The sequence below is a fragment of the Polaromonas sp. A23 genome (assembly GCF_002001015.1).
In the GTDB taxonomy this organism is placed as follows: Bacteria; Pseudomonadota; Gammaproteobacteria; order Burkholderiales; family Burkholderiaceae_C; genus Polaromonas.
The window spans coordinates 300,108-323,824 of the sequence record NZ_MUNO01000026.1 but is presented as its reverse complement, the minus strand read 5'-3'; the positions used below and the strand labels follow the sequence as shown (position 1 = coordinate 323,824).

31 protein-coding genes are annotated in these 23,717 nt (G+C 61.4%); 20 read left to right on the top strand and 11 right to left on the bottom strand.

Going from position 1 to position 23,717, the window contains the following annotated elements:
- Positions 1-30: 30 nt before the first annotated feature.
- Both mnmC and B0B52_RS15050 read right to left on the bottom strand, forming a co-directional pair.
- A complete protein-coding gene (gene mnmC / locus B0B52_RS15055; RefSeq protein ID WP_077594461.1) occupies positions 31-1,893 on the bottom strand; it encodes an FAD-dependent 5-carboxymethylaminomethyl-2-thiouridine(34) oxidoreductase MnmC in 1,863 nt (620 codons plus the stop codon).
- An 18-nt stretch (positions 1,894-1,911) separates the two neighbouring features.
- Positions 1,912-2,184 carry an oxidative damage protection protein gene (locus B0B52_RS15050; protein WP_077594460.1) on the bottom strand — a complete coding sequence of 91 codons (273 nt, stop codon included), beginning with the start codon at positions 2,182-2,184 and terminating at the stop codon, positions 1,912-1,914.
- Between the two features lie 157 nt (positions 2,185-2,341).
- Between B0B52_RS15050 and B0B52_RS15045 the strand changes: the two genes are divergently transcribed.
- The 4 genes from B0B52_RS15045 (at position 2,342) to trxC (ending at position 4,738) form a co-directional block, all read left to right on the top strand.
- Positions 2,342-3,370 (top strand): sulfate ABC transporter substrate-binding protein, encoded by a 1,029-nt coding sequence (locus B0B52_RS15045; RefSeq protein ID WP_077594548.1) that lies wholly within the window; start codon positions 2,342-2,344, stop codon positions 3,368-3,370.
- 315 nt (positions 3,371-3,685) lie between these two features.
- Positions 3,686-4,039 (top strand): hypothetical protein, encoded by a 354-nt coding sequence (locus tag B0B52_RS15040; RefSeq protein WP_077594547.1) that lies wholly within the window; start codon positions 3,686-3,688, stop codon positions 4,037-4,039.
- Positions 4,026-4,256, top strand: a complete 231-nt coding sequence (locus tag B0B52_RS15035; RefSeq protein ID WP_077594459.1) for a hypothetical protein — start codon at positions 4,026-4,028, stop codon at positions 4,254-4,256. Before B0B52_RS15040 ends, B0B52_RS15035 begins: the two co-directional genes overlap by 14 nt.
- 44 nt (positions 4,257-4,300) lie before the next feature.
- Complete coding sequence (gene trxC / locus B0B52_RS15030; protein WP_077594458.1) at positions 4,301-4,738, top strand: thioredoxin TrxC; 438 nt, start codon at positions 4,301-4,303, stop codon at positions 4,736-4,738.
- Between the two features lie 8 nt (positions 4,739-4,746).
- Here trxC and B0B52_RS15025 read toward each other — a convergent pair whose 3' ends face one another.
- Entirely contained in the window at positions 4,747-6,228 is a 1,482-nt protein-coding gene (locus tag B0B52_RS15025) for a DHA2 family efflux MFS transporter permease subunit (RefSeq protein WP_077594457.1), read from the bottom strand.
- A gap of 276 nt (positions 6,229-6,504) precedes the next feature.
- Between B0B52_RS15025 and B0B52_RS15020 the strand changes: the two genes are divergently transcribed.
- Positions 6,505-7,329 (top strand): AraC family transcriptional regulator, encoded by an 825-nt coding sequence (locus tag B0B52_RS15020; RefSeq protein WP_077594456.1) that lies wholly within the window; start codon positions 6,505-6,507, stop codon positions 7,327-7,329.
- 117 nt (positions 7,330-7,446) lie between these two features.
- Here the strand turns inward: B0B52_RS15020 and B0B52_RS15015 are convergent, their stop codons facing one another.
- A complete protein-coding gene (locus tag B0B52_RS15015) occupies positions 7,447-7,914 on the bottom strand; it encodes a YbaK/EbsC family protein (protein ID WP_077594455.1) in 468 nt (155 codons plus the stop codon).
- A gap of 207 nt (positions 7,915-8,121) precedes the next feature.
- Positions 8,122-8,367, bottom strand: a complete 246-nt coding sequence (locus tag B0B52_RS15010; protein WP_077594454.1) for a hypothetical protein — start codon at positions 8,365-8,367, stop codon at positions 8,122-8,124.
- A 334-nt stretch (positions 8,368-8,701) separates the two neighbouring features.
- Here B0B52_RS15010 and B0B52_RS15005 point away from each other — a divergent pair, with 334 nt between their 5' ends.
- The 4 genes from B0B52_RS15005 to alkB all read left to right on the top strand — a co-directional run bounded on the left by B0B52_RS15005 (position 8,702) and on the right by alkB (position 11,420).
- The gene (locus B0B52_RS15005) at positions 8,702-9,247 is read left to right on the top strand and encodes a hypothetical protein (RefSeq protein ID WP_077594453.1); all 546 of its coding nucleotides are present in this window, start codon (positions 8,702-8,704) and stop codon (positions 9,245-9,247) included.
- A gap of 96 nt (positions 9,248-9,343) precedes the next feature.
- A complete protein-coding gene (locus tag B0B52_RS15000) occupies positions 9,344-9,793 on the top strand; it encodes a hypothetical protein (RefSeq protein ID WP_139351956.1) in 450 nt (149 codons plus the stop codon).
- A gap of 151 nt (positions 9,794-9,944) precedes the next feature.
- On the top strand, positions 9,945-10,682 hold the full coding sequence (locus B0B52_RS14995) for a 2OG-Fe(II) oxygenase (RefSeq protein WP_077594451.1): 738 nt from the start codon (positions 9,945-9,947) through the stop codon (positions 10,680-10,682).
- 81 nt (positions 10,683-10,763) lie between these two features.
- A complete protein-coding gene (gene alkB / locus B0B52_RS14990; protein WP_077594450.1) occupies positions 10,764-11,420 on the top strand; it encodes a DNA oxidative demethylase AlkB in 657 nt (218 codons plus the stop codon).
- Between the two features lie 102 nt (positions 11,421-11,522).
- Here alkB and B0B52_RS14985 read toward each other — a convergent pair whose 3' ends face one another.
- From B0B52_RS14985 to B0B52_RS14970, 4 genes are all read right to left on the bottom strand, one after another.
- The gene (locus B0B52_RS14985) at positions 11,523-11,780 is read right to left on the bottom strand and encodes a hypothetical protein (protein WP_077594449.1); all 258 of its coding nucleotides are present in this window, start codon (positions 11,778-11,780) and stop codon (positions 11,523-11,525) included.
- Positions 11,781-11,888: 108 nt separating this feature from the next.
- Positions 11,889-12,434: a DUF1697 domain-containing protein gene (locus B0B52_RS14980; RefSeq protein WP_077594448.1), complete on the bottom strand. Its 546-nt coding sequence runs from the start codon at positions 12,432-12,434 to the stop codon at positions 11,889-11,891.
- Positions 12,435-12,441: 7 nt separating this feature from the next.
- Positions 12,442-13,059: an HAD-IA family hydrolase gene (locus B0B52_RS14975; RefSeq protein WP_077594447.1), complete on the bottom strand. Its 618-nt coding sequence runs from the start codon at positions 13,057-13,059 to the stop codon at positions 12,442-12,444.
- Positions 13,060-13,069: 10 nt separating this feature from the next.
- Positions 13,070-13,456, bottom strand: coding sequence for a RidA family protein (locus B0B52_RS14970; protein WP_168173554.1), 387 nt, complete (start codon positions 13,454-13,456; stop codon positions 13,070-13,072).
- 442 nt (positions 13,457-13,898) lie between these two features.
- On the opposite strand from B0B52_RS14970, the gene B0B52_RS14960 reads away from it, so the two are divergent.
- The 6 genes from B0B52_RS14960 (at position 13,899) to B0B52_RS14935 (ending at position 18,215) form a co-directional block, all read left to right on the top strand.
- Entirely contained in the window at positions 13,899-14,213 is a 315-nt protein-coding gene (locus B0B52_RS14960; protein ID WP_254425725.1) for a DUF1924 domain-containing protein, read from the top strand.
- A 35-nt stretch (positions 14,214-14,248) separates the two neighbouring features.
- Complete coding sequence (locus tag B0B52_RS14955) at positions 14,249-14,728, top strand: diheme cytochrome c (protein ID WP_077594445.1); 480 nt, start codon at positions 14,249-14,251, stop codon at positions 14,726-14,728.
- Positions 14,700-15,452: a cytochrome b/b6 domain-containing protein gene (locus tag B0B52_RS14950; protein WP_077594444.1), complete on the top strand. Its 753-nt coding sequence runs from the start codon at positions 14,700-14,702 to the stop codon at positions 15,450-15,452. The genes B0B52_RS14955 and B0B52_RS14950 overlap by 29 nt, the downstream gene beginning before the upstream one ends.
- Before the next feature lie 36 nt (positions 15,453-15,488).
- A complete protein-coding gene (locus B0B52_RS14945) occupies positions 15,489-16,160 on the top strand; it encodes a response regulator transcription factor (protein WP_077594443.1) in 672 nt (223 codons plus the stop codon).
- Positions 16,157-17,518: an ATP-binding protein gene (locus B0B52_RS14940; RefSeq protein ID WP_077594442.1), complete on the top strand. Its 1,362-nt coding sequence runs from the start codon at positions 16,157-16,159 to the stop codon at positions 17,516-17,518. The genes B0B52_RS14945 and B0B52_RS14940 overlap by 4 nt, the downstream gene beginning before the upstream one ends.
- Before the next feature lie 148 nt (positions 17,519-17,666).
- Complete coding sequence (locus tag B0B52_RS14935) at positions 17,667-18,215, top strand: NADPH-dependent FMN reductase (protein ID WP_077594441.1); 549 nt, start codon at positions 17,667-17,669, stop codon at positions 18,213-18,215.
- Between the two features lie 129 nt (positions 18,216-18,344).
- Here the strand turns inward: B0B52_RS14935 and B0B52_RS14930 are convergent, their stop codons facing one another.
- Positions 18,345-18,992 (bottom strand): FMN-dependent NADH-azoreductase, encoded by a 648-nt coding sequence (locus B0B52_RS14930; RefSeq protein ID WP_077594440.1) that lies wholly within the window; start codon positions 18,990-18,992, stop codon positions 18,345-18,347.
- 154 nt (positions 18,993-19,146) lie between these two features.
- Between B0B52_RS14930 and B0B52_RS14925 the strand changes: the two genes are divergently transcribed.
- On the top strand, positions 19,147-20,052 hold the full coding sequence (locus B0B52_RS14925) for a LysR substrate-binding domain-containing protein (protein ID WP_077594439.1): 906 nt from the start codon (positions 19,147-19,149) through the stop codon (positions 20,050-20,052).
- Here B0B52_RS14925 and B0B52_RS22265 read toward each other — a convergent pair.
- Entirely contained in the window at positions 20,049-20,243 is a 195-nt protein-coding gene (locus B0B52_RS22265) for a hypothetical protein (RefSeq protein WP_139351955.1), read from the bottom strand. The two genes, B0B52_RS14925 and B0B52_RS22265, sit on opposite strands and share 4 nt — an antisense overlap.
- Before the next feature lie 65 nt (positions 20,244-20,308).
- Here B0B52_RS22265 and B0B52_RS14920 point away from each other — a divergent pair, with 65 nt between their 5' ends.
- Genes B0B52_RS14920 through cysW form a run of 4 tightly spaced genes read left to right on the top strand, consistent with a single transcriptional unit; the run spans position 20,309 to position 23,680 of the window.
- Positions 20,309-20,893 (top strand): alpha/beta hydrolase, encoded by a 585-nt coding sequence (locus B0B52_RS14920; protein ID WP_174575499.1) that lies wholly within the window; start codon positions 20,309-20,311, stop codon positions 20,891-20,893.
- Complete coding sequence (locus B0B52_RS14915) at positions 20,890-21,882, top strand: sulfate ABC transporter substrate-binding protein (RefSeq protein ID WP_077594437.1); 993 nt, start codon at positions 20,890-20,892, stop codon at positions 21,880-21,882. The genes B0B52_RS14920 and B0B52_RS14915 overlap by 4 nt, the downstream gene beginning before the upstream one ends.
- Positions 21,883-21,884: 2 nt before the next feature.
- The gene (gene cysT / locus B0B52_RS14910; RefSeq protein ID WP_077594436.1) at positions 21,885-22,760 is read left to right on the top strand and encodes a sulfate ABC transporter permease subunit CysT; all 876 of its coding nucleotides are present in this window, start codon (positions 21,885-21,887) and stop codon (positions 22,758-22,760) included.
- The gene (gene cysW, locus B0B52_RS14905) at positions 22,757-23,680 is read left to right on the top strand and encodes a sulfate ABC transporter permease subunit CysW (protein WP_077594435.1); all 924 of its coding nucleotides are present in this window, start codon (positions 22,757-22,759) and stop codon (positions 23,678-23,680) included. The genes cysT and cysW overlap by 4 nt, the downstream gene beginning before the upstream one ends.
- Positions 23,681-23,717 lie beyond the last annotated feature (37 nt).

Below are 23,717 nucleotides of genomic sequence, written 5' to 3'. Positions count from 1 at the left end.
CGTGGTTAAAGGGCAAAACCGCGAAAACACTCACGGTCGCTGATCAAGTCGCGTGAAACGCCCCGGCGAGAGGGCATTTGCCAGACGCGCTTGCACAGGCAGGGGTTCCCCGTGCAGCTGCGCAGCCAGCAGTTCGGCGCACATCAGCGCAAAAGTCAGCCCACGCGAGCCCATCGCGGTGTTCACCCACAATCCGGGCAGCAAGGCGACATCAAGCGGGCCCACCAAGGGCAACCTGTCGGGAGAGGCGCAGCGCACACCGGCCCAGTCCTGCACTGAGCCGTCTTCAAACGAAGGGGTAAGACAAGCCGCCACTTCGGGCAGCAGCAAACGCAGTTTTTCCAGATTGGCCTGCTGATCATGAGCGCGGATATCCGTGTTGTTTTGGTCCCGCTCAAAACTGGCGCCGCACAGCCACACTGGGCCCTGCGCTGTCGGCACGTCCGACACGAAGCTCCCATGGCCATTGACCGGAAACCCTGGAAAGGCCTTTACGGGACCGGTTTGCAAGCCCCAGGACACTTGTCCGCGAATCGCCTGCAGGGGCAGGCTGACTCCTGCCAGCAATGCGCTGGCATAGCCCGCAGCCAGCACCACGATGGAAGCTTGTGCCAGCGTGTGGCCCTTCGCGTCCTGCGCTTGCCACAGGTGGGTAGTCGCGTCTCGCCGTAGTTGAAATACCTGAGCGTTCCCCTGCCATGAAATGCCCGTTTGAGAGAGTAAGGCATTCACCAGCCGGGAGGGTTTAACCCAGCCCGCCCGCTGATGCCAGCAGGCTGCGGGTTCCAGCACGCCTACCTGACCGAAGCGCTCTGGCGCGGCGGTTTCGCTCCATTCGCGCCCAGCCTCCGGCCAGTCAACGGGAAGGCCTGCGCTCCCGTCCAGCCGCCGCTCCAGCGCGCCGGTTGGTTTCCAGTCGCTCCCCTCCTGCAAAAGCGCAGCCGCCTGCTGCAGTGTGGTCCGCACGCCGCAACGCGAAAGCCGCGACAGCAAACTGTCGTCCGGCGAAACATGCGGCACCAGCAGGCCCGCGGGCAGACCTGATGCGCCGCCTGCCGGTGCCTCATGCGCATCAAGCACTGTGACCTGGCAGCCGCGCCGGGCCAGGCTGGAGGCTACGGCTGCGCCGGCCAGGCCACCGCCTATGACCACGCAAGTTGTGGGTTTCACAGGCGTGAGTCGCTTGGGCTTGCACGGTTCCCAGCGCGGATCGAACTGCCCTTGCAGGTTGTCGCGCTTGGGCGGAAGGCCGGTGGTTTTATGAACCACAAAGCCGCACTGGGCCAGACTGTCCAGCACGGCGCGCGCTACCGTCCAGCTTGCTATGCGTGTGCCGCGGCGGCAGCAGCGCGCCACGGCTTTCAGGGTGTGGAGGTCCCAGATGTCAGGATTTTTTGAGGGGCTGAATCCGTCAAGGTAAACCGAGTCGGCCTCCATCACCTGTTCTCGCAAAACGGCTTTGGTGTCCCCGATGCAGAGCGTTAGCAAGACGCGCCCCTCTTCAAACACCAGACGGTGAAAACCTGGCAGCAAGCCCCAGAGCTGGCTGGCCAGGTGTTCCGCAAAAGGCAGCAATTCAGGATGGGCAGCCGCCGCGCGCAACACATCGGAGGCGCTGGCAGGGTGAGCCTCTGTCGAGACAAAATGCAGAATTCGAGGGCGTTGGTGGTCTGCCTTCCACGCATGCCAGGTGACCAGAAAGTTCAGACCCAGCCCAAAGCCAGTCTCCAGAATTCGCCACTGCGGCTGATCGGCCCAGGCTGCAGGCAGTCCGCAGCCGTGCAAAAAGACCTCACGCGCCTGCGCCAGCCCGCCCAACTCACTGCGGTAGCGGTCGCCATAACGCGGACTGTAGGGCGTGCCGTCAGCCAACCACTCGATCAGTTCAGCCATGAAAGGCTGTGACCTGGGTCATTCAGCAGGGGGAACGTAGCCCTGTACTTTGTCTGCGCCGGTGCCGAAGAAATGGTTTTCCATTTGGCGCGCCAGGTACTGGCGGGCGCGGGCATCGGCCAGGTTCAGGCGGTTTTCATTGACCAGCATGGTTTGCTGCTTCATCCATTCGGCCCAGGCTTCCTTGCTGACTTCTTCCCACAGGCGTTTGCCCAGCGGGCCGGGGTAGGGCGGAAAGTCCAGGCCCTCGGCTTCGCGGCCTAGTTTGATGCATTTGACAGTGCGTGCCATAGGTGGGTTTTCTTTCGTGAGATGTCGTTATGGATGCGTTATAGATGATTAGGGTATTAAGAACTAACTTCTTATTTGTTCCAGTTTTGGTCTGCGACTCCCAGAATCCAGTTTTTCATTGACTCGCATGCAAATGCACCAGATCAGAAAGCAGACCATGACCCCACGCCGCCATTTTATGAATGTTTCCAGCCGCCTGGCATTAGCCGTTGCGCTTGCAGGGTCGGCCACCGCCGCTCTGGCTCAAAAACCATCGGTGACGCTGCTTAACGTTTCCTACGATCCGACGCGTGAACTGTACGTTGAGTACAACGCCGCCTTCGCCAAACACTGGAAAGCCACCGCCGGCCAAGAGGTGACCATCAAGCAGTCGCACGGCGGCTCGGGCAAGCAGGCCCGCTCCATCATCGACGGGCTGGATGCTGACGTGGCCACCCTGGCACTGGCCGGCGACACCGACGCGCTGGTGAAAAACGGCGGCTGGCTGGCCGCAGACTGGCAAAAGAAGCTGCCGCACAACGCATCGCCCTATACCTCGACCATCGTGCTGGCCGTGCGCGAGGGCAATCCCAAGGGCATCAAGGACTGGGACGATTTGATTCGTCCGGACGTCAAGGTCATCACGCCTAACCCCAAGACCTCCGGCGGTGCGCGATGGAACTATCTGGCCGCCTGGGAATTCGCCAAACGCAAATACGGCAGCGACGCCAAGGCCAAGGAGTTTGTTGCCAAGCTGTACGGCAACGTGCCCGTTCTCGATACCGGTGCACGCGGCTCGACCATCACCTTTGCCCAGCGCGCCCAGGGTGACGTGCTGATTGCCTGGGAGAACGAGGCCTACTTGCTGGAAAAAGAGTTTGGCGCCAAGTTTGACGTTGTGGCACCCTCCATCAGCATCCTGGCCGAACCCGCCGTGGCAGTGGTGGACAAAAATGTGGACAAAAAAGGCACACGCGCCGTGGCCGAGGAATACCTGAAATTCCTTTACTCGGAAGAAGGCCAGGACATCGCCGGCAAGAACTTCTACCGACCGGCCGTCTCGCAAAAGGCCATCGCCAGGTACGCCAAGCAGTTCCCCAAGCTGAACCTGTTCACCATTGACCAGGCTTTCGGTGGATGGGCCAAGGCCGACAAGGAGCACTTCGCGGACGGCGGCTCTTTCGACCAGATCTACACGAAAAAATAAGAGCGTTGTTCAAGACGGGTGCTGGTTAAATCGACCGAAGTTTCCATCGCCGATCTCTGGCACTGACAGCGGCCGGACGTTTCCAGGGGCGCTATAAAAAATATAGCTGCTTGCGCCCGTACCGCAAGGGCAAAAGGCCAATTTGACTGCATGAAAATGCAAAAAATGCCCTGGCACGGGATTTGGCGCATTTTAGTGATACAAAACAGCTGCAAGCCCTTGAGTGGCGGGTGTATGTAGCTATCAAATACATAGCTAATGTCGGACTGTCCGCAAGTGCTTGTTTTTTGCGCAAAAGTCCCCAGTTACTGGGGCATGAACACCGCCCAAACCCCTTCTTCCAGTGCCAGCCTGACCGTGACCCACGTGCTGGCCGATCTGCTTGAGCGGCTGGAACACAGTGCTGTGCCGGTGGATGCGGAGCAATATCGCTCAGTGGTGAGCCGCCTAGCCGGTGCCTTGGGCGAGGCAGAGCCAGGCCCTGAATTGGGTGCTTTGCTCGACACTCACCCGGCCGCGGCCGAAATGTACGAAAATACGCACTACCAGCACGCGGGCCTATGCCGTTCGCCGCTGGATCCGGCGCTGGCTGCCGAACGGCAGGCCAGGCAAGCCATAGAGCGCGCAATGCGCCAACCCAACCAAGGAAACACCCATGGCCAGAGCTGATGCCAAAACCACCGTCCTCGCCGACGGACTGCGTTACAAATCCAAGGTGTCGGGCTCCCCGTTTGTGGCGTCCGCCTCTTTCGGCGCCGCCACAATGTCGTGCTTCATGTGCGGCAAACACCGTCCCCGTTCGCAAATGGGCACACGCAAGGTGCTGGGTAAATCCCACGCCGTGTGTGCCCCCTCATGCAAGGCGCTGGACGAAGCCGGCAGCTGAGTTCATCACGCAGAAGCGGTAAATGCGATAAGCGGTAAGGGCCGATGACAGATTCGACGCACATCGTGTGTCCACACTGCCACACGACCAACCGCGTCAAGAACACGGACCTGGCGAAGGCGCCCGACTGCGGCAGCTGCCACCAGGCGCTGTTTACGGGGCACCCGGCCAGCTTCGATGAAGCTGCGTTTGACCGCCACATCGCGCGCAGCCAGATCCCGGTACTTGTTGATTTCTGGGCACCTTGGTGCGGCCCCTGCCTGCAGATGGCGCCGGCCTATGAGCAGGCGGCTGCGCAGCTGGAGCCCAAGGTGCGTGTGGCCAAGGTCAATACCGAAGAAACCCGCAACCTGGGCGCACGTTTCAACATTCGCAGCATTCCCACAGTGGCACTGTTCGTGAATGGCCGCGAGGTTGCACGCCAGGCCGGCGCCATGGGCGCGGCCGATATCGTTAGCTGGACGCGTTGGCACCTGGCCTAGCGTGCCACTTACCGCAGTCGGTCAGGTGCCGGCGCAGGCTGCAAAAACACCACAGCGCACATCGCCGAGGCCAGCGCACACAAGACCGCCGCCAGCACCACCCAACGGAATGCGTGAATCAGCGTGGCAGGAGACGCGCCCTCCATCGGGCCGCCTAGTGCTGCTGTAAACACCACGCCGAGCACAGCCACGGCCAGCAGGCCTGCCACCCGCGCCACGGCGTTGTTCACGCCTGAGGCCACGCCTGCATGGGCCGTGGGCACCGCGTTCATCACGGTGGTGGTCAGCGGCGCGATGGCAATCGTCATGCCCAGGCCCAATACCACCATGGCCGGGAAAAAGCCCGCCCAGTAGGACCAGCCCACACCCGGTAGCGCCATCAAGGCCAGGCCGGCGGCGGCCAGCGCCGGGCCGCCTATCAGCATGCGCCGCGCACCGAAGCGCTGCATGGCCTGACCGGCCTTGGAAGACAGCAAGCCCAGCAAGATGGAAAAAGGCAGCAGCGTGGCGCCTGCCGCGGTGGCCGAGTAGCCGAAGGCGCCTATCAATACAAACGGCAGGAAAAACAGCACGCCGCTCATCGCAAAGTACAAAAGCAGTGTCAGCAGGTTCGTTCCGACAAAATCGCGCGACTTGAACAACGAGGGCGGCATCATGGGTGCCCGCACTCGCAATTGCGCCACGCCAAAGGCCACCAGCGCGGCACTGCCCAGCACCAATGACAGCAGCACGTGCACATGGCTCCAGCCGCGTTCGGGCGCCAGCGTCAGGCCATAGGTGAGGGCGCCCAGGCCGCTCGCCACAAGCACTACGCCGAGCCAGTCGAAGTGCCGTGGCGCATCAGGGTCGCGGCTGTCGGGCACGGCGCGCAGGGCCAGCCAGATCGTGGCCGCGGCCAGCGGCACATTCAAGAAGAAAATCGCGCGCCAGGAGACGGTGTCCACCAGCCAGCCGCCCAGCACCGGACCTGCCGCACCAGTGATGGCTGCCCAGGCGGCCCAGGTACCGATGGCCTTGCCGCGCGCCTCGCCTTCAAACACATTGCCGATGATGGCCAGGCTGGCCGGCACCAGCAGTGCCGCGCCCACGCCCTGCAGGGCGCGCGCTGCAATCAGGGCGCCGGCGCCCGGGGCCAGGCCGCAGGCGGCTGATGCGACGGTAAAAAGCGCAATGCCGATGATGAACACCGTGCGCCGCCCGAAGCGGTCGCCCAGCGAGCCGCCCACCAGCACCAGGGAGCCGAGTGCCAGCAGGTAGGCATTGATCACCCATTGCATGGCCGCCAGGCCGGCGCTGTTGCTGCCCGCAAAATCGCGCTGGATGGCGGGCAGGGCGATGTTGACGACCGAGCCGTCAATGAAGGCCATGGACGAGCCGAGAACCGTGGCCGCCAGGGCTAGGCCATGTCGTGCCACCGGTACCGCTGACCCGGCCGACCGCTGCGCGCGGATGAAGCCTTCGTCGCAGGGCGACAGGGCGTTACCTGCCATGGCGATGCTCCCGGGTGTTAGGCCGGGCCCTCAGTTTGTTCAGCAGCCTGCCGTTAAGCATGTGAGGCTCTCCTGCTTGTTCTTCAAAAAAATGCATGTACTTGTTCCCGCCGGCGTATCCTCGCAGCGGTCTGGTTGCAGGCCTACAGGTTACTGACTTTTTGGAAAGGCCGTCACGATCCGCTGGTTCAGGTTCTTGCCTCATCGCACCTTAAAGATGGGCCGGAATTGCATCGGTCTTGCGGGAAGACACGGAACCACGCAACAATAGAAGCCATGAGTGATGCTGAAAGCGGCCAGGCAACTGCAAGCTGGGTTCGCCCTGAGCGCAAAGTTAGTGGGGTGACACGTTTTCGCGCTGAACTACGCGATGAGCACTTCTGTTCGCATAGTCACGATAGTTATGCGATTTCACTGACGGAGTGGGGTATTCAGGAGTTTGAGTATCGTGGCTCGGTCCACCGATCATTTCCAGGCCAGATTTCCATACTTCATCCTGGTGAATCGCACGATGGGCGTCCCGGAAGCGTTGAGGGGTTCGGATACTGCTCAGTGCATTTGGACCCCGTCGCCATCCATGATGCCGTACGCGCTCTGGCAGGCGCCGCAGCGCCCCTGCCGCTTGTTCGTGAACCGGTTCGCTCTGAATATGGGTTTGCCCATCAAATGCGGAGGTGGTTCGTCGGTGATATCGATTCTTTGTCCGCAGAGTTCATCGTGTTGTCGGTGGCGCAACTACTCATCACAAGTAGTGGAAGTTCGGTCGCGAGGACAAAACCAGTAAATGTAGATGCTCTGGACGCAGTGGCGGAGTATCTTCGGGCGAACGCCGCGCGGAATGTGCAATCTGCTGAGTTGGAAACGATCTCCGGGATGTCTCGCTTTGAGCTGGCGGTACAGTTTCGGAAACGGTATGGCACGTCTCCACATCGCTATTTGTTGATGCGGCGACTGGATCTTGCGAGCTCCTGCATTCTTTCTGGCGCGCCCTTGGCGGAAGCGGCATCAGAAACCGGTTTTGCCGATCAGTCGCACATGACGCGCGTCTTCAAAGCGACCTACGGATTTACGCCAGGACGCTGGAGTCAACTCGCAGCCTGATTTGCGTTCTGCGTACGCGCAAAGACGTTCGCCCTTGGGTGTTCAACACGCTCACGTTGACTCGAGTCAAATGACTTTCCTGCCTCACCTTCCCAAATCAGGAGGCAAAGGAAATTTTCAAGCCGGAATTGAGCCGCAGATGTCCACCCACCGACCCTCAGAGATGATGCAGAGGCGGGCGGGGGCGATGCGAAACGCATGCGTGGTAGAACCGGCTCCGGGAACAACTTCATTAAATCGGCGCAAGCCGATGTCGAGATAGACAGGTAACGGGTCTCTCAAGCCAAGAGGGCAAATGCCGCCAACCGGATGGCCGGTGAGCGCTTCAGCTTCCGGCGCCGCCGCCACACGCGCCCGACCACCAAATTGGTCCTTGAGCTTGCGATTGTCCAAGCGCGAGTCACCGCATGTCACGACAACGACCCACCCGTTCCGCGTCTGCAATAGCAGTGTTTTGGCCACCTGCGCCGGTTGCAACCTCCACAATTCCGAAATGATCGCGGTTGTGTGATTCCTTCCAATATCTACTATTTCGATATCCGACGCCTTTTCCTTCAAGACAGCCACTACGGTCTCAAGACTCATAACTTTTCCTTCAAACGTGAAGGGATTGAATCTTGCCCAATCTGGGCGGCGCGTCTAGAACGTTTGTGCAGCACCATGGGCTTCAAAGAGGCTTGCCCTGGCGCTGTTTCCGGCTGCTAGGCCGGCCTCTCAATTTGCCGCCGCAGACATCATGCGCGGGAGCCGATCCTGCCTGGCTGGAATTGTGCCGGTCTTTCGTTGGAGTTTTTACAACTGACCAAGCTGTACGGACAGGTCATGCAGCCTGATTTTTCCCTTGTAATAACGCTCTAGTCGCCACTCCCTGAGAACTTCAATCCCCACGTTGAAGTTGTCGTAATCCAGCGCATAAAGATCGCCCAGGTCAAACTTTTCTTCTGACTCCAGCGCGCGGACCAGGCGCGCCAGCGTTTGTGCTGCCTGAGAGTCCGACTCTCTCTCAATCAGTTTGCGGGCTTGCTTGATCGGGTTCATACGTATCTTTCGAAAAATGGAGCCAAGCGTCTGTTCAACCCGCGAACTTGTCGTAGCGAATCGGCGAGTCGTCAGAAAATTATGGCGGCCTTATGACCGTTCTGTCTATCGTGCGTAAGAATCCGTAGCAAAAAATCCCAATATCTTGATGACGAGATGGCTTTCCTACCCAGAAAGCTGGCATCCAGAGCTGGTACCCAGTATTGGCACTATCTCGCCAATCCTCGGACGCCTTCCGTGCATGCCCTATCCCAAAGGTTTGGCTGTCATGCGATGGACATACGGTGCACCTAGGATTCACAAGTCCTTACGATTGCCAGGGGGACGCAGCCAAATGCAACTCCAAAAATCAGATAAAGCCAAACTTGAACTCAGCTCCCGCTTGCGGGTGCTTAACCTGCGTGAGCGTTCGGCGCTTTTTCTTGCAGACGGCCGCAAGACGCGTCATGAAATGCTCGGCCTGCTGCAGGACGATGGAAGCATGGTGGACAAGCTCATCACCGATGGCTACCTGATTGTCGTTGCGGGCGGCGGTGCTGCCAGCACTGCCGAAGCCCGCGAATCCGCACCCCCGGTACTCACCACCGAGCCTGCCCGGCTGGTCGCCGAGTCGCCAACACTGGGCGGAGATAATTTCGAAGGCAAGCGCTCGCTGGCCACGACCCGGATGTTCCTGTTTGACATCTGCGAGCGCATGTTCGTCAGAAAAATGCCTGAACTGGCGAAACATTTCCGCGACCAGTTGCGCGAAGCGCGGGACCGCGAATCCATGATGGCCATTGCGGCAGACATCATCCTCAATGTCGAGGAAATTGCCGGGGCGGAAAGAGCCGATGGCCTGAGCCAGCGCATCGCGATGCTGCTGCCGCCCGAACCCTGAGGCTGGCTGGATGAAGGGTGACATCAAGGTGTCACGTAGTCTGGGCAAGATCAGAAATCCCCCGGCATGCCCCAGCCGCCTGTTCTTTTTGCCACCATGCTTCGCACTCACCCCCTTTCCGACAAAGACGCCTGCATCATTGCCGTTGCGGCACTGGACGACCTTGTCAATGATCTGGTGAAAGCCAGCTGCCTTCATATGTCTCCGGCTTTCCTGGACTGGGTTGCCGACGAGGCAACCCCGCTGGTGGAAAGCCAGGTGGCCAGGTTTTTCAATAGCCCGCGCTTTGCCGGGAGCCTCCTGATGGGTGACCCAAGAATTGCATTGGCGCGCTGGGTGCGGCACTGGGTCTGTCCGCACATCGTGGCCCGTTTCAGCGCGCTGGCCGTCTACCTGCCGGAGTTTGCGCAAAGCCGTCCGGTGCCGCAGCTACCTTTGCAAGCCGCCCCAGTTGCGGCTCCATCGCCGCGTCCACGCCAGCGTTGGGTGTCGGGCCCGAGCCACACGGGATTTGGCCAGCGCGGCCTGGGAGCTCCAGGCTTTTAGCACGCTATTAATAAAGTAGCATGTTGCGCCCGTCCTTACTGGGGTAGCGAGCGATTTCATGGGTAAAGGTTGTCGAAATAGGCTGGAATACGCCAAAAGAAATGTCCGATTCCGGCGAGCTGAAGCGTCGTCATCACCCTAAGCTGGGGCCATGACATCGACGCAACTTTCCCGGGTACCGGCTATCCCGGCGAGCCTTCCTGCCGAATTTGACTGGGCGGCGCTGACCGAAGAACTGCAGGCGCGCGGCAGCGCCGTGTTGCCGCAACTGTTGGGTCCTGACCAGTGTGCAGAAGTCGCCGAGCTTTACCGGCAAAGTGAGCTGTTTCGCAGCCGTGTCGTGATGGCTCGCCACGGTTTTGGCCAGGGCGAGTACCAATACTTCGGCTACCCGCTGCCCGGGCTGGTGCAGCAGCTTCGCAGCACGCTGTATCCCCGGCTGGTGGATGTGGCCAATCGCTGGAACGAAGCCATGGGTATAGACGTGCGCTACCCGGCTGAGCATGCCACCTTTCTGGCGCGTTGCCATGCGGCCGGGCAGGTACGGCCGACGCCGCTGCTTTTGCAGTACGCGGAAGGTGATTACAACTGCCTGCACCAGGACCTGTACGGCGAGCATGTGTTTCCGCTGCAGGTGGCGGTTCTGCTGTCTCGGCCGGGAGAAGACTTCACCGGCGGAGAATTTGTGCTGACCGAGCAGCGCCCGCGCATGCAGTCCCGGCCCGAGGTAGTTCCGCTGCGCCAGGGCGATGCCGTGGTGTTTGCCGTGCATCACCGCCCGGTGCAGGGCAGCCGCGGGTTCTATCGGGTCAACATGCGCCACGGCGTGAGCCGGCTTCGCTCCGGCCATCGCCACACACTCGGTGTGATTTTTCATGACGCGCAGTAGCATCGTTGCATTTGAGTAACAGCTTTCATCCGTACGGGCTGAGCCTGTCGAAGTCTCTGTGCCCTGATCAAGGAATGACGTTTGACCAGCGATCTTTTTGACGACTTGCCGATTACCGTGACGCGGGAGACGCTCGCACCGGGCGCAGCCTTGTTACGCGGTTTTGCTCGTGAAGGTGATGCGACGCTATTGCAGGCTATTGAAGAGGTCACTGCGCAGGCGCCGTTCCGCCACCTGGTCACGCCCGGCGGATACACCATGTCGGTGGGCATGAGCAATTGCGGTGCACTCGGCTGGGTGTCAAACCGCAGCGGTTACCGCTACGACCCGCTGGACCCGCTCTCCGGTCAGCCCTGGCCGGCCATGCCGGCGCCTTTGATGGTCTTGGCCGAGCGGGCGGCAGCGCAGGCCGGCTTTGAGGGCTTCCGGCCAGACGCCTGTCTCATCAATGTCTACGAGCCCGGTGCCCGTCTCTCGCTGCACCAGGACAAGGACGAGAAGGATTTCGCAGCGCCCATCGTTTCAGTTTCCCTTGGCCTTTCGGCTGTGTTCCTGTTCGGTTCCGCCAGCCGCAGAGACAAGCCACAGCGTTATCGTCTGACCCATGGTGACGTCGTGGTCTGGGGCGGCCCGTCACGCCTGGCCTTCCATGGCGTGGCACCGCTGGCAGACGGTGAACATCCCTTGCTGGGACGCCGCCGTATCAATCTCACGTTTCGTTGCGCGGGGAGGGTGTGATGGTAAAAGCGGGCATCAGCCCTTATCTGGCGGGCATCAAATGCTACTAAAAACGTAGCGAAGGACAGACCGAAGCACAAACACCGTTGCTGAAAACGGTTGCTAGAAATCTTCCGTCTTGAGCACCAGCGGGCTGTCCCGGGTGTAAGTGACGCCCGGAAGAATGAAGTCGACCGCCCGCGCATTAATCATTTCTGCGTCAAGCGCGTAGGCGTCTTTCAGCGAGCCCGGCCCCTGGCCCGCGCCGAAATGTTCTTCCATGGCCTCTCGGGAAATTTTGGCCGGTATGGGGCCACCGGCATGCGGCACTTCAAAACTCAGCCAAGTGCCGTGGTCCTCGACATTCAAGAACGGTTCCATGGTTCCCTCCAGAAGATGTTTCCAGAATAGCCGACTGGTTACAGGACGTACAGCCCTTTAAACCTGACAGTGTTTGAGAAAAACCACGAAGTCGCGTGCCGGGCTCATTCAAGGAGCGTCATGCTTCCCGACAAGGCGAACCACCGTGTTCCAGTTCCTCGTGGTCACCGGTGAGCCCAATAATTTTTCCAGAAACGCATTCGGGCTGCCGGGCGACTTGGCAATTTGCCGGCTGACGCTGAACACCTCAGTGCCGTTGACACCCAATATTTCTACATCGCCGCGAGCCGACGCCCGCGGCCATGCAGGCGGTTCGGCGTATTTTGCGGGCAGGAAGGACACGCAGCATGCGTAGACGCTGCCGGGTGCTACAGACTTGAACGGATGGCTTGCGACGAGGCCGACCAGATAATCCACTTGACGCACATAAGCGGGCTCCTTGAGGCCGCACTCAGCCTGCAGTAACCGGCAGGCCAAGGCCAGAACCTTACGTGCCGCGGTGTTGCTTCTGACAGAAAAAACAAGGGTGCCATTGGTCAGGAACGATGCAGCTGTGTCTGCACCGGCGGCCAGGAAGGCCGCTTCCAGCTGCGCCTTGTCGGGGCAGTTTGCCCGGCCCAGGTTCAGGTTGCGGAAGAAGACGGCGTGTTTCATGCCCGGACTATGTCATACAGCCTATGCGTTCAAGCGCGGCCCGCACATCCTCGGGCCCGCGCACATGAACAGCCTGCAGTCCGGCAGCTTGAGCGCCGGCGACGTTCTCGGCCAGGTCGTCAAAAAACAGGATGGCCTGGGGCGCAACGTTGATCGCACGAGCGATGTGGTCAAAGGCCTTCCGCTCGGGCTTGCGGCAGCCCATGTCGGACGAGACGAAGATGCGGTCAAACGCCTGAACGACCGCCGGGAACATCGCCGACCAGGCAGCCTGATGGGCGGTATTGGAGTTGGTGAAGGCATAACAGGGCAGCTGCCCGCGGGCGAGCTGGATCATCGCCAGGGTTTCGCTGATTTCGCCGAGAAAGAGGGCGTTCCAGCCCTCGGCAACACGCGCATGGCCTTCCTGCAGCTGGAGGGTGTTGCTCAGATGGGTGAAGTATTGCGCTGCGGTAATTTCACCGCGCTCATGCTGCTGGTAGGCGGCGTCAAACTGGAAGCCGGCCTTGATCTCGTCGAGGGACAGCCGCGACACCGGCTGCCAGTGCTCGAAGGCACGGTTGAAGTCGATGTCGATCACCACGCCGCCGAGGTCGAACAGCAGTGCCTGCACTTGGGCTGTCATGACGAAGCGCTCAGGTGGCCGCCACGGCTTCAACTTCCAGCTTCCACTTCGGGTCCAGCAACCGGCAGCAAACCACGGTGAGGGTGGGTTCGTGAGTGCCCAGAACTTTCACGCGTGTGCGCACATTGGCTTCGTCGTAGCTCGGGTCGGCCAGATAGGTGCGCACGGAAACCAGGTTGTGCAGGTCCATGCCGGCAGAGCGCAGCAGGGTCTGGATGTGTGTCCAGATCACTTCGGCCTGTTCCTCGAAAGACTCAGGCATGGTTTTGCCGTCTGCCAGATAACCGTTGAGGCCGCTGATCACCAGCATGCGCGAGTCGCCGCGGATTTCCATGGCGTGGCTGTAGCAGCGGTATTGCGGGAAGAGTTCTTTGGGGTTGTGTTTGATGACTGGCATGGGGAAGGGCTCTCTTGTTGTGGCAGGCAGAAGATGGGACGCGGCGTGAGCACGGGCCATCTCTTGGGGGCGAACGCCGAGTCTATCGGCCGGACGCGGTTTTTCAAGCCCCGGCTTCCCACTTCGGATTCCACACCACTTCCCGGAGATACCGATCGGGGTTTTGGAAGTAACTCGCGTAGCCACCCTAGAAAGTTTCATGCGGACTTCAAAAATGAATTTCATGCTGACCGTCCTCGGACAGCTGTCAGGCACAGCGTACCCCGGTTTAAGAAAACCCTAAGGACCGCGCAGCATCATGAAGGCATCCCAAAAAGAGGTGTCACACATGAAACTGTCGCTTTTACTTTCACACCGCGCGGGGCTTGGCTTCGTACTTGCTGCAGCTTGGCTTGGCTGTGCCGTATTTGCACCGGTGGCCCGGGCAGCCACGCCGGCGGAGATGCTAGGCGGCTACACCGCCCAAGCCGGTGCGCCTGCCTTGCCGGCCCGGGGCCAGCAGCTGTTCACCACCCGGCAGGGCCGCGAGTGGAGCTGCGCCTCCTGTCATGGCGCCGTGCCCACGCAGGCCGGTAAACACGCATCCACCGGCAAGTCGATCTCCCCATTGGCACCGGCCTTCAACCCCGAGCGTTTCACCGATGCAGCGAAAACCGAAAAATGGTTCCGCCGCAACTGCAACGACGTGCTGGGCCGCGAATGCAGCGCCGCCGAAAAGGCAGATCTGTTGAGCTGGCTGCTCACCCTGAAGCCCTGAAGCCGGCGACCCACCCACGCTGAAAGGAAAACATCATGGTTCGTGGTTTTCGTTCCCGCTTTTACAAAACCTGTTTCGGCCTGCTTGTTGCAGTGAGCGTTGCACATACCGCCCTGGCAGATGGCGGGCGTCTGGTCCCGTTGCTGCCGAAGTACCAGCAGGAGTGCGCGGCTTGCCATGTGGCTTATCCGCCGGGCATGCTGCCGGCTGCCTCGTGGCAGCGCGTGATGGGCAGCCTGAAGAACCACTACGGCACCGACGCCTCGCTGGACGCGGCCACAGTCAGGGACCTGTCCGTATGGCTGGGCACCCACGCGGGCACCTACAAACGCGTGAAGGAAGAGCCGCCTCAGGACCGCATCACGCGTTCGGCGTGGTTCATCCGCAAACACGATGAGGTGGCACCTGCCACCTGGAAACTGCCGGCAGTCAAAAGCGCAGCCAACTGCGCCGCCTGCCATACCCGAGCTGACCAGGGAGAATTCAATGAACGCGACATCCGCATCCCCCGCTGATACGGCGGAAACCCGATTGGCAACAACACCTGCGCAGGCACAGGCTGCCGTCCGGATGCTCGTCTGGGATGCGCCGGTGCGTGTTTTCCACTGGTTGCTGGCGCTCAGTTTTGCAGGGGCCTACATCACCGCCGAAAGCGAGAGCTGGCGGCTGCTGCATGTCACGCTGGGCTACACCCTGGCCGGGCTGGTGGTCTTTCGTGTGCTCTGGGGTTTGATCGGTACGCGTTACGCGCGCTTTTCGACCTTTGTGCGCGGACCGCGCGCGGTAGCTGGCTATCTGCGCGCCATGGTGCGCGGCCGGCCTGAGCACCATGTCGGGCACAACCCGGCCGGTGCGCTGGCCATCGTGGCGCTGCTGGGGCTGGCCGCGCTGATCGCAGCGACGGGCTGGGCCACCTACAACGACGTTGGTGGCGGCTGGCTGGAAGACCTGCACGAGCTGGCGGCCAACACCATGCTGGCGGTGGTGGGGCTGCATATCGCCGGCGTGGTGGTCGCCAGCTGGCTGCACCGCGAGAACCTGGTGCGGGCCATGGTCACCGGCTACAAAACCGGCAGCCCCCAGGACGGTATCGCAAGGGCCTGGCGCAGCGTGGCGGCGCTGATGCTGGTGGCGGTTCTGGGCTTCTGGTGGCTGCAGTGGCAAGGCGCGCCCTCAACCAGCCTGACGGACCGGCCCGCAGCAGCGGCCAAGGCCGGCCACGATGGCGACGACGATTGAGACCGCCTGCCATAGGACAAGTGGGACAATTGCCGCATGCGCATCCTGCTTGCTGAAGACGACACGCTGCTCGGTGACGGCCTGCAGTCCGGCCTGAGGCAGCTCGGCTTTCAGGTTGACTGGGTGCGCGATGGCACAGCCGCAGAACGAGAGCTGCGCGCGCAGGCTTATGACGCTGCCGTGCTCGACCTTGGATTGCCGCGCAAGGACGGCCTGGAGGTTCTGGCCAGCATTCGGCGGGCAGGCTTGATGACGCCGGTGCTGGTGCTGACGGCCCGCGACGCGGTGCCGGACCGCATACGCGGACTCGATGTCGGGGCCGACGACTATGTGGTCAAGCCGGTCGACATGCAGGAGCTGGCCGCCCGCCTGCGGGCGCTGGTGCGCCGGGCGCACGGCCAGCCGCAGGAGTGCCTGAGCGCGCAGGATGTCGTGCTTGACCCGGCTGCCCGCTCCGTGCACCAGGCCGGTCAGCCGGTGTCGCTGTCCACCCGCGAGTTTGACCTGCTGCAGGCTTTCATGCTCAGCGCCAACCGTGTGCTTTCCCGTGAACAGCTCGAGCAGCAGCTCTACAGCTGGGGCAAGGAGGTGGAGAGCAACGCCGTGGAGGTGCATGTCCACAACCTGCGGCGCAAGCTGGGCAGCGCGCTGATCCATACAGTGCGCGGTGTGGGCTATATGCTGCAGCGCGACGCGCCAAAATCATGATCAGGCGGTTGCGCTCCCTGCAGGGCCGCCTGACGGCCATGGTGCTTTCCGTGGTGCTGGCGGTCTGGCTGGCGACGGCTGTGATGACCTGGGTTGATGCGAGCCATGAGCTCGACGAGCTGCTTGATGGCCACCTGGCCCAGGCTGCCGCCCTGCTGGTGGTGCAGCAGGCGCAGGAGATGGAGGAGGGTGACCGCGGCGTTGATACCGCCACACTGCACCGCTACGCGCCCAAAGTGGCGTTTCAGGTGTTTCATGAGGACAAGCTCACGCTGCGTTCTGCCAACGCACCCGTCACGCCCATGGTCGAGCGCAGCAAACATTTCAAAACCGGCTTCACCACGGAGCAGATGGCCGGCTCGGCGTGGCGGGTGTTTGCCACCCATGGCGCGGATGAAGATGTGCAGGTGTATGTGGGAGAGCAAATGGGCTCCCGCGACGACATTCTGTGGGCGGTGCTGCGCAGCACGCTGTGGCCCATGGCGCTGGCCCTGCCTTTGTTGGCCCTGGCGCTGTGGTGGGCCGTGTACCGCGGCGTTGCACCCATGCGCCGGCTCGGCCGCGCGCTGGCCGAGCGGCAGCCGGCAGCCATGCAGCCCCTTGCCGTGAACGACGCGCCATCCGAGATGGTGCCCATGGTGGATGCCCTGAACGGCCTGTTTGCGCGCATTGGCATGCTGCTTGAATCTGAACGCCGTTTTACCGCCGATGCCGCCCACGAATTGCGCACACCGATTGCCGCCATCCGGGCACAGGCCGAGGTGGCGCTGGGCGAAGCTGACGGAGCGCTGCGGAGGCACGCGCTGCAAAACACGCTGGAGGGCTGCGACCGCGCAACCCGGCTGGTGGAGCAGTTGTTGACCCTGTCGAGGCTGGACGCCGCTGCGCTGCCGGCGTCCGCGCCGGTGGACATGAGTGCGCTGACGCGGCGTGTCATCGCAGAGCTGGCGCCCAAGGCCATTGGCAAAACCCAGACACTGGAACTGGACGCTGCAGAAGCCTGCCATCTGCAGGGAGACGAAACCCTGCTTGCGGTGCTGGTGCGCAACCTGGTCGACAACGCGGTGCGGTACAGCCCGCCCCTGGCGCGCGTGAAGGTTTCGGTTCAGCAGCAGGCGGGAAGGGTGGTTCTGAGTGTGGAAGACAGCGGCCCGGGCATGACCGAAGCCGAGCGCCTGCGGTTGGGGGAGAGGTTTTTCCGGGTGACCGGCAACACCGAAAGCGGTAGCGGCCTGGGCTGGTCCATCGTGCGGCGTATCGCGGCTGTGCATGGGATGGTGTTGCAGGTCGAAGCTTCGGCGGAGCTGGGCGGCCTTGCAGTGCGGGTGCTTGGGCCGCAGGCGCCTGGTCCGCTTTAAGCGCTGCCACGGAGCCGCTTTCGGGCATTTCCCTCCTCGCGTCCTACAGCGCGCAGCCCTGAACTGGTTTACAAAATGGGAAGCCTCTCGCGCTTGCGGCGCGGCGAGCTTGCATTGCTGTCCAACCCGATTATCTCCGGAGAACCCCATGTCCCAATACAACATCGCTGTCGTCGTCGGCAGTATCCGCAAGGACTCCTTCAACAAAAAACTTGCCAAGGCGCTGGAGAAATTGTTCCCCGCCGATTTCAGTTTTACCCAGGTGCGCATCGACGACCTGCCTCTGTATAACCAGGACGATGACGGCAACCCTTCAGCGCATGTGACACGCCTCAAAGGCGAAATCAAGGCGGCGCAGGGTCTGTTGTTTGTGACACCGGAATACAACCGCTCGATACCGGGTGTGCTGAAAAACGCCATTGACCACGCCTCGCGCCCCTATGGCAAAAGCGCATGGGACGGCAAGCCAGCCGGCGTCATTGGCGCCTCGGTCGGCGCCATTGGTACGGCACTGGCGCAGCAGCACCTGCGCAACATTCTGGCCTACCTGAATGTGCCCACGCTCGGCCAGCCCGAGGCTTTCGTCCACAATAAGGAGGGGCTGTACGACGAGGCCGGCAATCTTGGTGAAGCCAGTCGGAAGTTTTTGCAGGATTGGGTCAATGCCTATGTGGCATGGGTGAAAAAGTACGCCTGAGAAGGTGAGCAGGCCCTGAACTGTGGTCCCTGTGGCCCGTTTAACCCGTGCAGACAGCCAGAAAAAAGCCCGCATTGCGCGGGCTTTTTTCTTGACTACGGTAGCGCCACAGGCCTCTGCCTGCAAGGATCAGGCTGCCAGTGCGGCCTGCGCTTCGTTGGCGGCTTTGGCTTGCGCAGCGATGTCGGCGTTGGCGGCGGTCAGGGCTGCGGCTTTTGCTGCGTCGCCCATGGCCAGGCCTTCAGCGCGCACAAAACGCACGTCGGTAATGCCGAAGAAGCCGAACACGGTTTTCAGGTAGCTCTCCTGGTGTTCCATCGCGTTGCCGGCGTCGCTGGTGGAGTACATGCCGCCGCGGGTGGATGCCACGATGACCGTCTTGCCGCCTGCCAGGCCCACCGGGCCTTTGTCGGTGTAGGTGAAGGTGCGGCCGACCTGGGCCACGCGGTCAATCCACGACTTGAGCTGGCTTGGGACAGAGAAGTTGTACAGCGGCGCACCAACCACGATGACGTCAGATGCAAGGAACTGGGACACCAGCGCTTCCGACACAGCGTTTTCGCGCTTTTGTGAGTCGCTCAGCGCGGCGCCAGCAGGCATGCGAAAACCCAGCGACTCGGCCGACAGATGGCTGGGGGTGTCCACAGCCAGGTCGAGGTAGCTGACTTCAGTAGCCGGGTTGCTTGCGCGCCAGGAAGCGACGATTTGTGCGGTGAGCTGGCGGGAAACCGAGTTGCCGCCGAGGATGCTGGAGTCGATGTGAAGAAGCTTGCTCATGGTGAATTCCTTTACTGGGGTGAATCGGGTTAGGCCGCTTTTGAGCCATGAATAGATTGTGTGGATGGATCGATTCATTGATAAGATGGCAAAAATGCGATATATCGTCCTAAAAATAGGACAATTGACTTTCTCAAAGCCCCCGGAGTGAGTGATGCAGGACTTGAACGACATGGTGTATTTCGCCGAGGTGGCCGAGCGCGGCGGCTTTGCGGCGGCTGGCCGTGCGCTGGGTTTGCCCAAGTCGCGGCTATCGCGCCGAGTGGCCGAGCTGGAGGCCCAGCTCGGCGTGCGGCTCTTGCAGCGCACCACGCGCAAGCTCTCGCTGACAGAAGCGGGCGAGCTTTACCTCCGCCACTGCGTTGCCATGCGCGACGAAGCGCTGGCCGCAGGCGAGGCGGTCTCGCAAATGCAGAGCGAGCCGCGCGGCACCCTGCGCATCAGTTGTCCCGTCACGCTGGCGCAAGGTACGTTGGGCTATCTGGTGCCGCTGTACCTGGCTCAGTATCCGCACGTGAAGCTGGACATGCGCGTGACCAACCGTCCGATAGACCTGGTGGAGGAGGGGATAGACGTGGCGCTGCGCGTGCGCCCCACACTGGACGACAGCGGCAGCTTGGTTGTCAAACAGCTCGGCGCGTCGTGCAGCTATTTGCTGGCTAGCCCGGAACTTCTGAGGCGCCAGGGCGTGCCGACGACGCCCGAAGACCTGAAGAAACTCGATACCGTGGCGATGTCGGCTGCCGACGGGCGCAGCAGTTGGGAGTTGATTGGCCCGCAGGGGCAGGAGTACGTGCTGCAGCACCAGCCGCGTTATGTGGCCGACGACCTGCAGACCCTCAAACTTGCGATGCTGGCCGGCACGGGCATGAGCTTTTTGCCGGGTATGTTGAGCCAGGCAGAGCAGCAGGCCAAATTGCTGGTGCAAGTGTTGCCCGGCTGGTCATTGCGGCCGGGCATGCTGCACGCGGTGTTTCCATCGCGCCGCGGGCAAGTGCCGGCAGTGCGCAGCTTTCTGGATTTTCTTGGTGAGCATCTCAAGTCCGAATCCCTGGACTAGAAGGCGCTATTGTTTTTGTAGCTGCTTGTGCCCGTCGCATAAGGGCGAATGGCCACTTTTGCTTCAAGGAATGGGCAAAAAGCGCCTAAAGCCTCTTTTGTTATATCGATATGTGGCATAAATTCAAAACGATATATTCTTTTGAGTTTTAAGACTTGCTCCCCAAAATGCATTTTTCCGAATGCATTCAAGGAGCACACATGGCAAGTCACAAACCAGGTCACCTCGCAAATCTCGCTTTTTCCTGAGCGGCATAGTGCGTTTCATCATCGTTCCCGGTTGGCGCGACTCCGGCCCCGGCCACTGGCAAAGCCTGTGGGCCGAACGCCTGGACGACGCCGTACGTGTGAAGCAGGACGACTGGATCACGCCCAGCCGCCAGGCGTGGGTGGCCACCCTGGCGCAGACCATCCTCGCGCAAAACGAGCCTGTGGTTGTGGTGGCGCACAGCCTGGGGTGCATCGCTGTTTCGCATCTGCCGGTTGACGCGGCGGCGCGCATCCAGGGCGCTTTGCTGGTGGCGCCAGCCGACCCCGAGCGGCGTTCCATCCTGAGCGACTTCGCGCCGGTGCCCTGCGATAAATTGCCTTACCGCAGCGTGCTGGTGGCCAGCAGCAACGACCCTTATTGCCCGGTGCGCCTGGCTGGCGCCTATGCACGTGCCTGGGGCAGCGAGTTTGTCCGCATCCAGGACGGTGGCCACATCAACATCGAGTCGGGCCATGGCGAATGGCCGCTGGGTGTCGCGCTGCTGCAGTCGCTGGCCGGCGATCTGCCGGTGGCTTCCCGTCTTCATGTTCCTTTTTCTTCTTCCTCTTCTGCTTCCCTGGAAACCGTATGACTTTCAACATCAAACTCGCTCTTGCTTCACTGGCGTTGGCCGGCGGCGGAATGGCTTCGGCCCAAACCCTGCTCAACGGCTCGTATGACGTGGCGCGCGAGTTCTACAAAGACTACAACGCGGCCTTTGTCGCCCACTACAAAAAAACCACTGGCAAAGACGTCAAGGTGGACCAATCGCATGCTGGCTCCAGCGCCGTGGCGCGGTCTGTGGCCGATGGCCTGGACGCCGACGTGGTGACCATGAACACCACCACAGACATCGAGTTCCTGGCCGACAAGGGCCTGGTGGCCAAAGACTGGAACAAACGTTTTCCGAACGACGCGTCGCCCACCACCTCAACCATGGTGTTCCTGGTGCGCAACGGCAACCCCAAAGGCATCAAGGACTGGGCCGACCTCGTCAAACCCGGTGTGCAGGTGATCGTCGTCAACCCCAAGACCGGTGGCAACGGCCGCATGGCTTACCTGGCGGCTTGGGGATCGGTGCGCAAAAATGGCGGCACCGATGCGCAGGCAGCGGAGTTTGTCGGCAAGCTTTATAAAAACGTGCCCATCCTGGCCAAGGGCGGCCGCGACGCCACCTCCATCTTTCTGCAGCGCAACACCGGGGATGTACTGATCACGTTCGAATCCGAGGTGTTATCGGTCAACCGCGAGTTCGGCGAAGGCAAGGTCGATGCGGTCTACCCGTCGTCCAGCGTTGTCGCCGAAAACCCGGTTGCCGTCGTGGAACGCACTGCGGCCAAGAAGGGCACGGGCGAAGTAGCCAAGGCGTACCTTGATTACCTGTATTCCGACGTGGGCCAGGAGATCGCGGCCAAACATGCGATTCGCCCGCGTTCTCCGGCCATTCTCAAAAAGTACTCGAACGTTTTCAAGCCGATCCAGCAGTTCACGGTCAAGGAATACTTCGGATCCCTGAGCGAGGCGCAAAAAGTCCACTTCAATGACGGTGGCCAGTTCGACAAGATCTACACGGTCAGGTAATCATGAGTGCTGCCATTCTTGCCGCGCCACCCGGGGTGGCACCGGCCCGGCGCGCCTCCAAAAAGGTGCTTCCAGGCTTCGGCCTGACCCTGGGCTACACGCTGTTCTACCTCAGCATCATCGTGCTGATCCCGCTGTCGGCACTGCTGTTCAAAACCTTCACGCTGACCTGGGACCAGTTCGTCACGGCGGTCACGTCGCCGCGCGTGATGGCCTCCTACCGGTTGACGTTTGGGGCTTCGCTGATTGCCGCGCTGGTCAACCTGGTGTTTGGCCTGCTGGTGGCCTGGGTGCTGGTGCGCTACAAATTCCCCGGCAAAAAAATTGTTGATGCGCTGGTTGATTTGCCCTTTGCGCTGCCCACCGCGGTGGCCGGCATTTCATTGACGGCGCTGCTGGCCGGCAACGGCTGGGTTGGGCAATACCTGGAACCGCTGGGCGTCAAGCTGGCGTTCACTCCAGGCGGCGTGGTCATCGCGCTGATTTTCATCGGCCTGCCTTTTGTTGTGCGCACGGTGCAGCCGGTGCTGGAAGACGCCGAGAAAGAACTTGAAGAAGCCGCCACTTCGTTGGGCGCCACACGGCTACAGATCTTCACCAGAGTGATTCTTCCGCACATCGCCCCCGCTTTGCTGACCGGCTTTGCCATGGCCTTTGCGCGCGCCATCGGCGAGTACGGCTCTGTGATTTTCATCGCCGGCAACATGCCCATGATTTCCGAGATCACGCCGCTGATCATCATCGGGAAACTTGAGCAATACGACTATGCCGGTGCCACGGCGGTGGCTGTTGTTCTGTTGATCATTTCCTTTGTGCTGCTCTTGATCATCAATGCCTTGCAAGCCTGGCAGCGCCGTTTTGCGGGAGCACCTGCATGAGTGCCATTCAACGTCAAAACACCGCTCGCGCCAGGGCAGGCACCACCGAAGCCCCCTGGGTTCGGTACATCCTGATCACGATCGCTCTGGTTTTCCTGTTCCTGTTTCTGGTGCTGCCGCTGGCCGCGGTATTCACCGAGGCCCTGCGCAAGGGCTTTGGGGCCTACTTTGACGCACTGAAAGAGCCCGACGCCTGGTCGGCCATCAAGCTCACGCTGATTGCTGCCGCCATTGCCGTACCGCTGAACCTGGTGTTTGGCGTGTCGGCCGCCTGGGCGATTGCCAAGTTCGAGTTTTGGGGCAAGTCATTTCTGACAACGCTGGTGGACTTGCCGTTCTCCATCTCGCCCGTGGTCGCCGGCCTGATGTATGTGCTGATCTTTGGGGCGCAGGGCTGGTTCGGCCCCTGGCTGCAGGCGCATGACATCAAGATCATTTTTGCGGTGCCGGGCATTGTGCTGGCCACGGTGGTGGTGACTTTCCCTTTCATCGCCCGTGAACTGATTCCGTTGATGCAGGCCCAGGGTACCGACGAAGAGCAGGCCGCCATCGTGCTGGGTGCTACCGGTTGGCAGACCTTCTGGCATGTGACGCTGCCTAACATCAAGTGGGGGCTGATCTACGGCGTGATTTTGACCAATGCCCGTGCCATGGGGGAGTTTGGTGCGGTGTCCGTGGTGTCTGGCCACATCCGCGGGCAGACCAACACCTTGCCGCTGCACGTTGAAATTCTCTACAACGAATACCAGTCGGTGGCCGCCTTCGCAGTTGCTTCCCTGCTGGCATTGCTGGCGCTGGTCACGCTGGTCATCAAATCGGTGGCCGAGTGGCGCGCCGAGCAGGAGCAGAAAGCCGCGGCCGAACTGTCGCCTGAACAGCCCCGACTTGTTCCCTCTCCCTCTGGGAGAGGGCCAGGGTGAGGGCAGCTTCCAAGCTTCAGCCAGCGCCAGCCCTCAC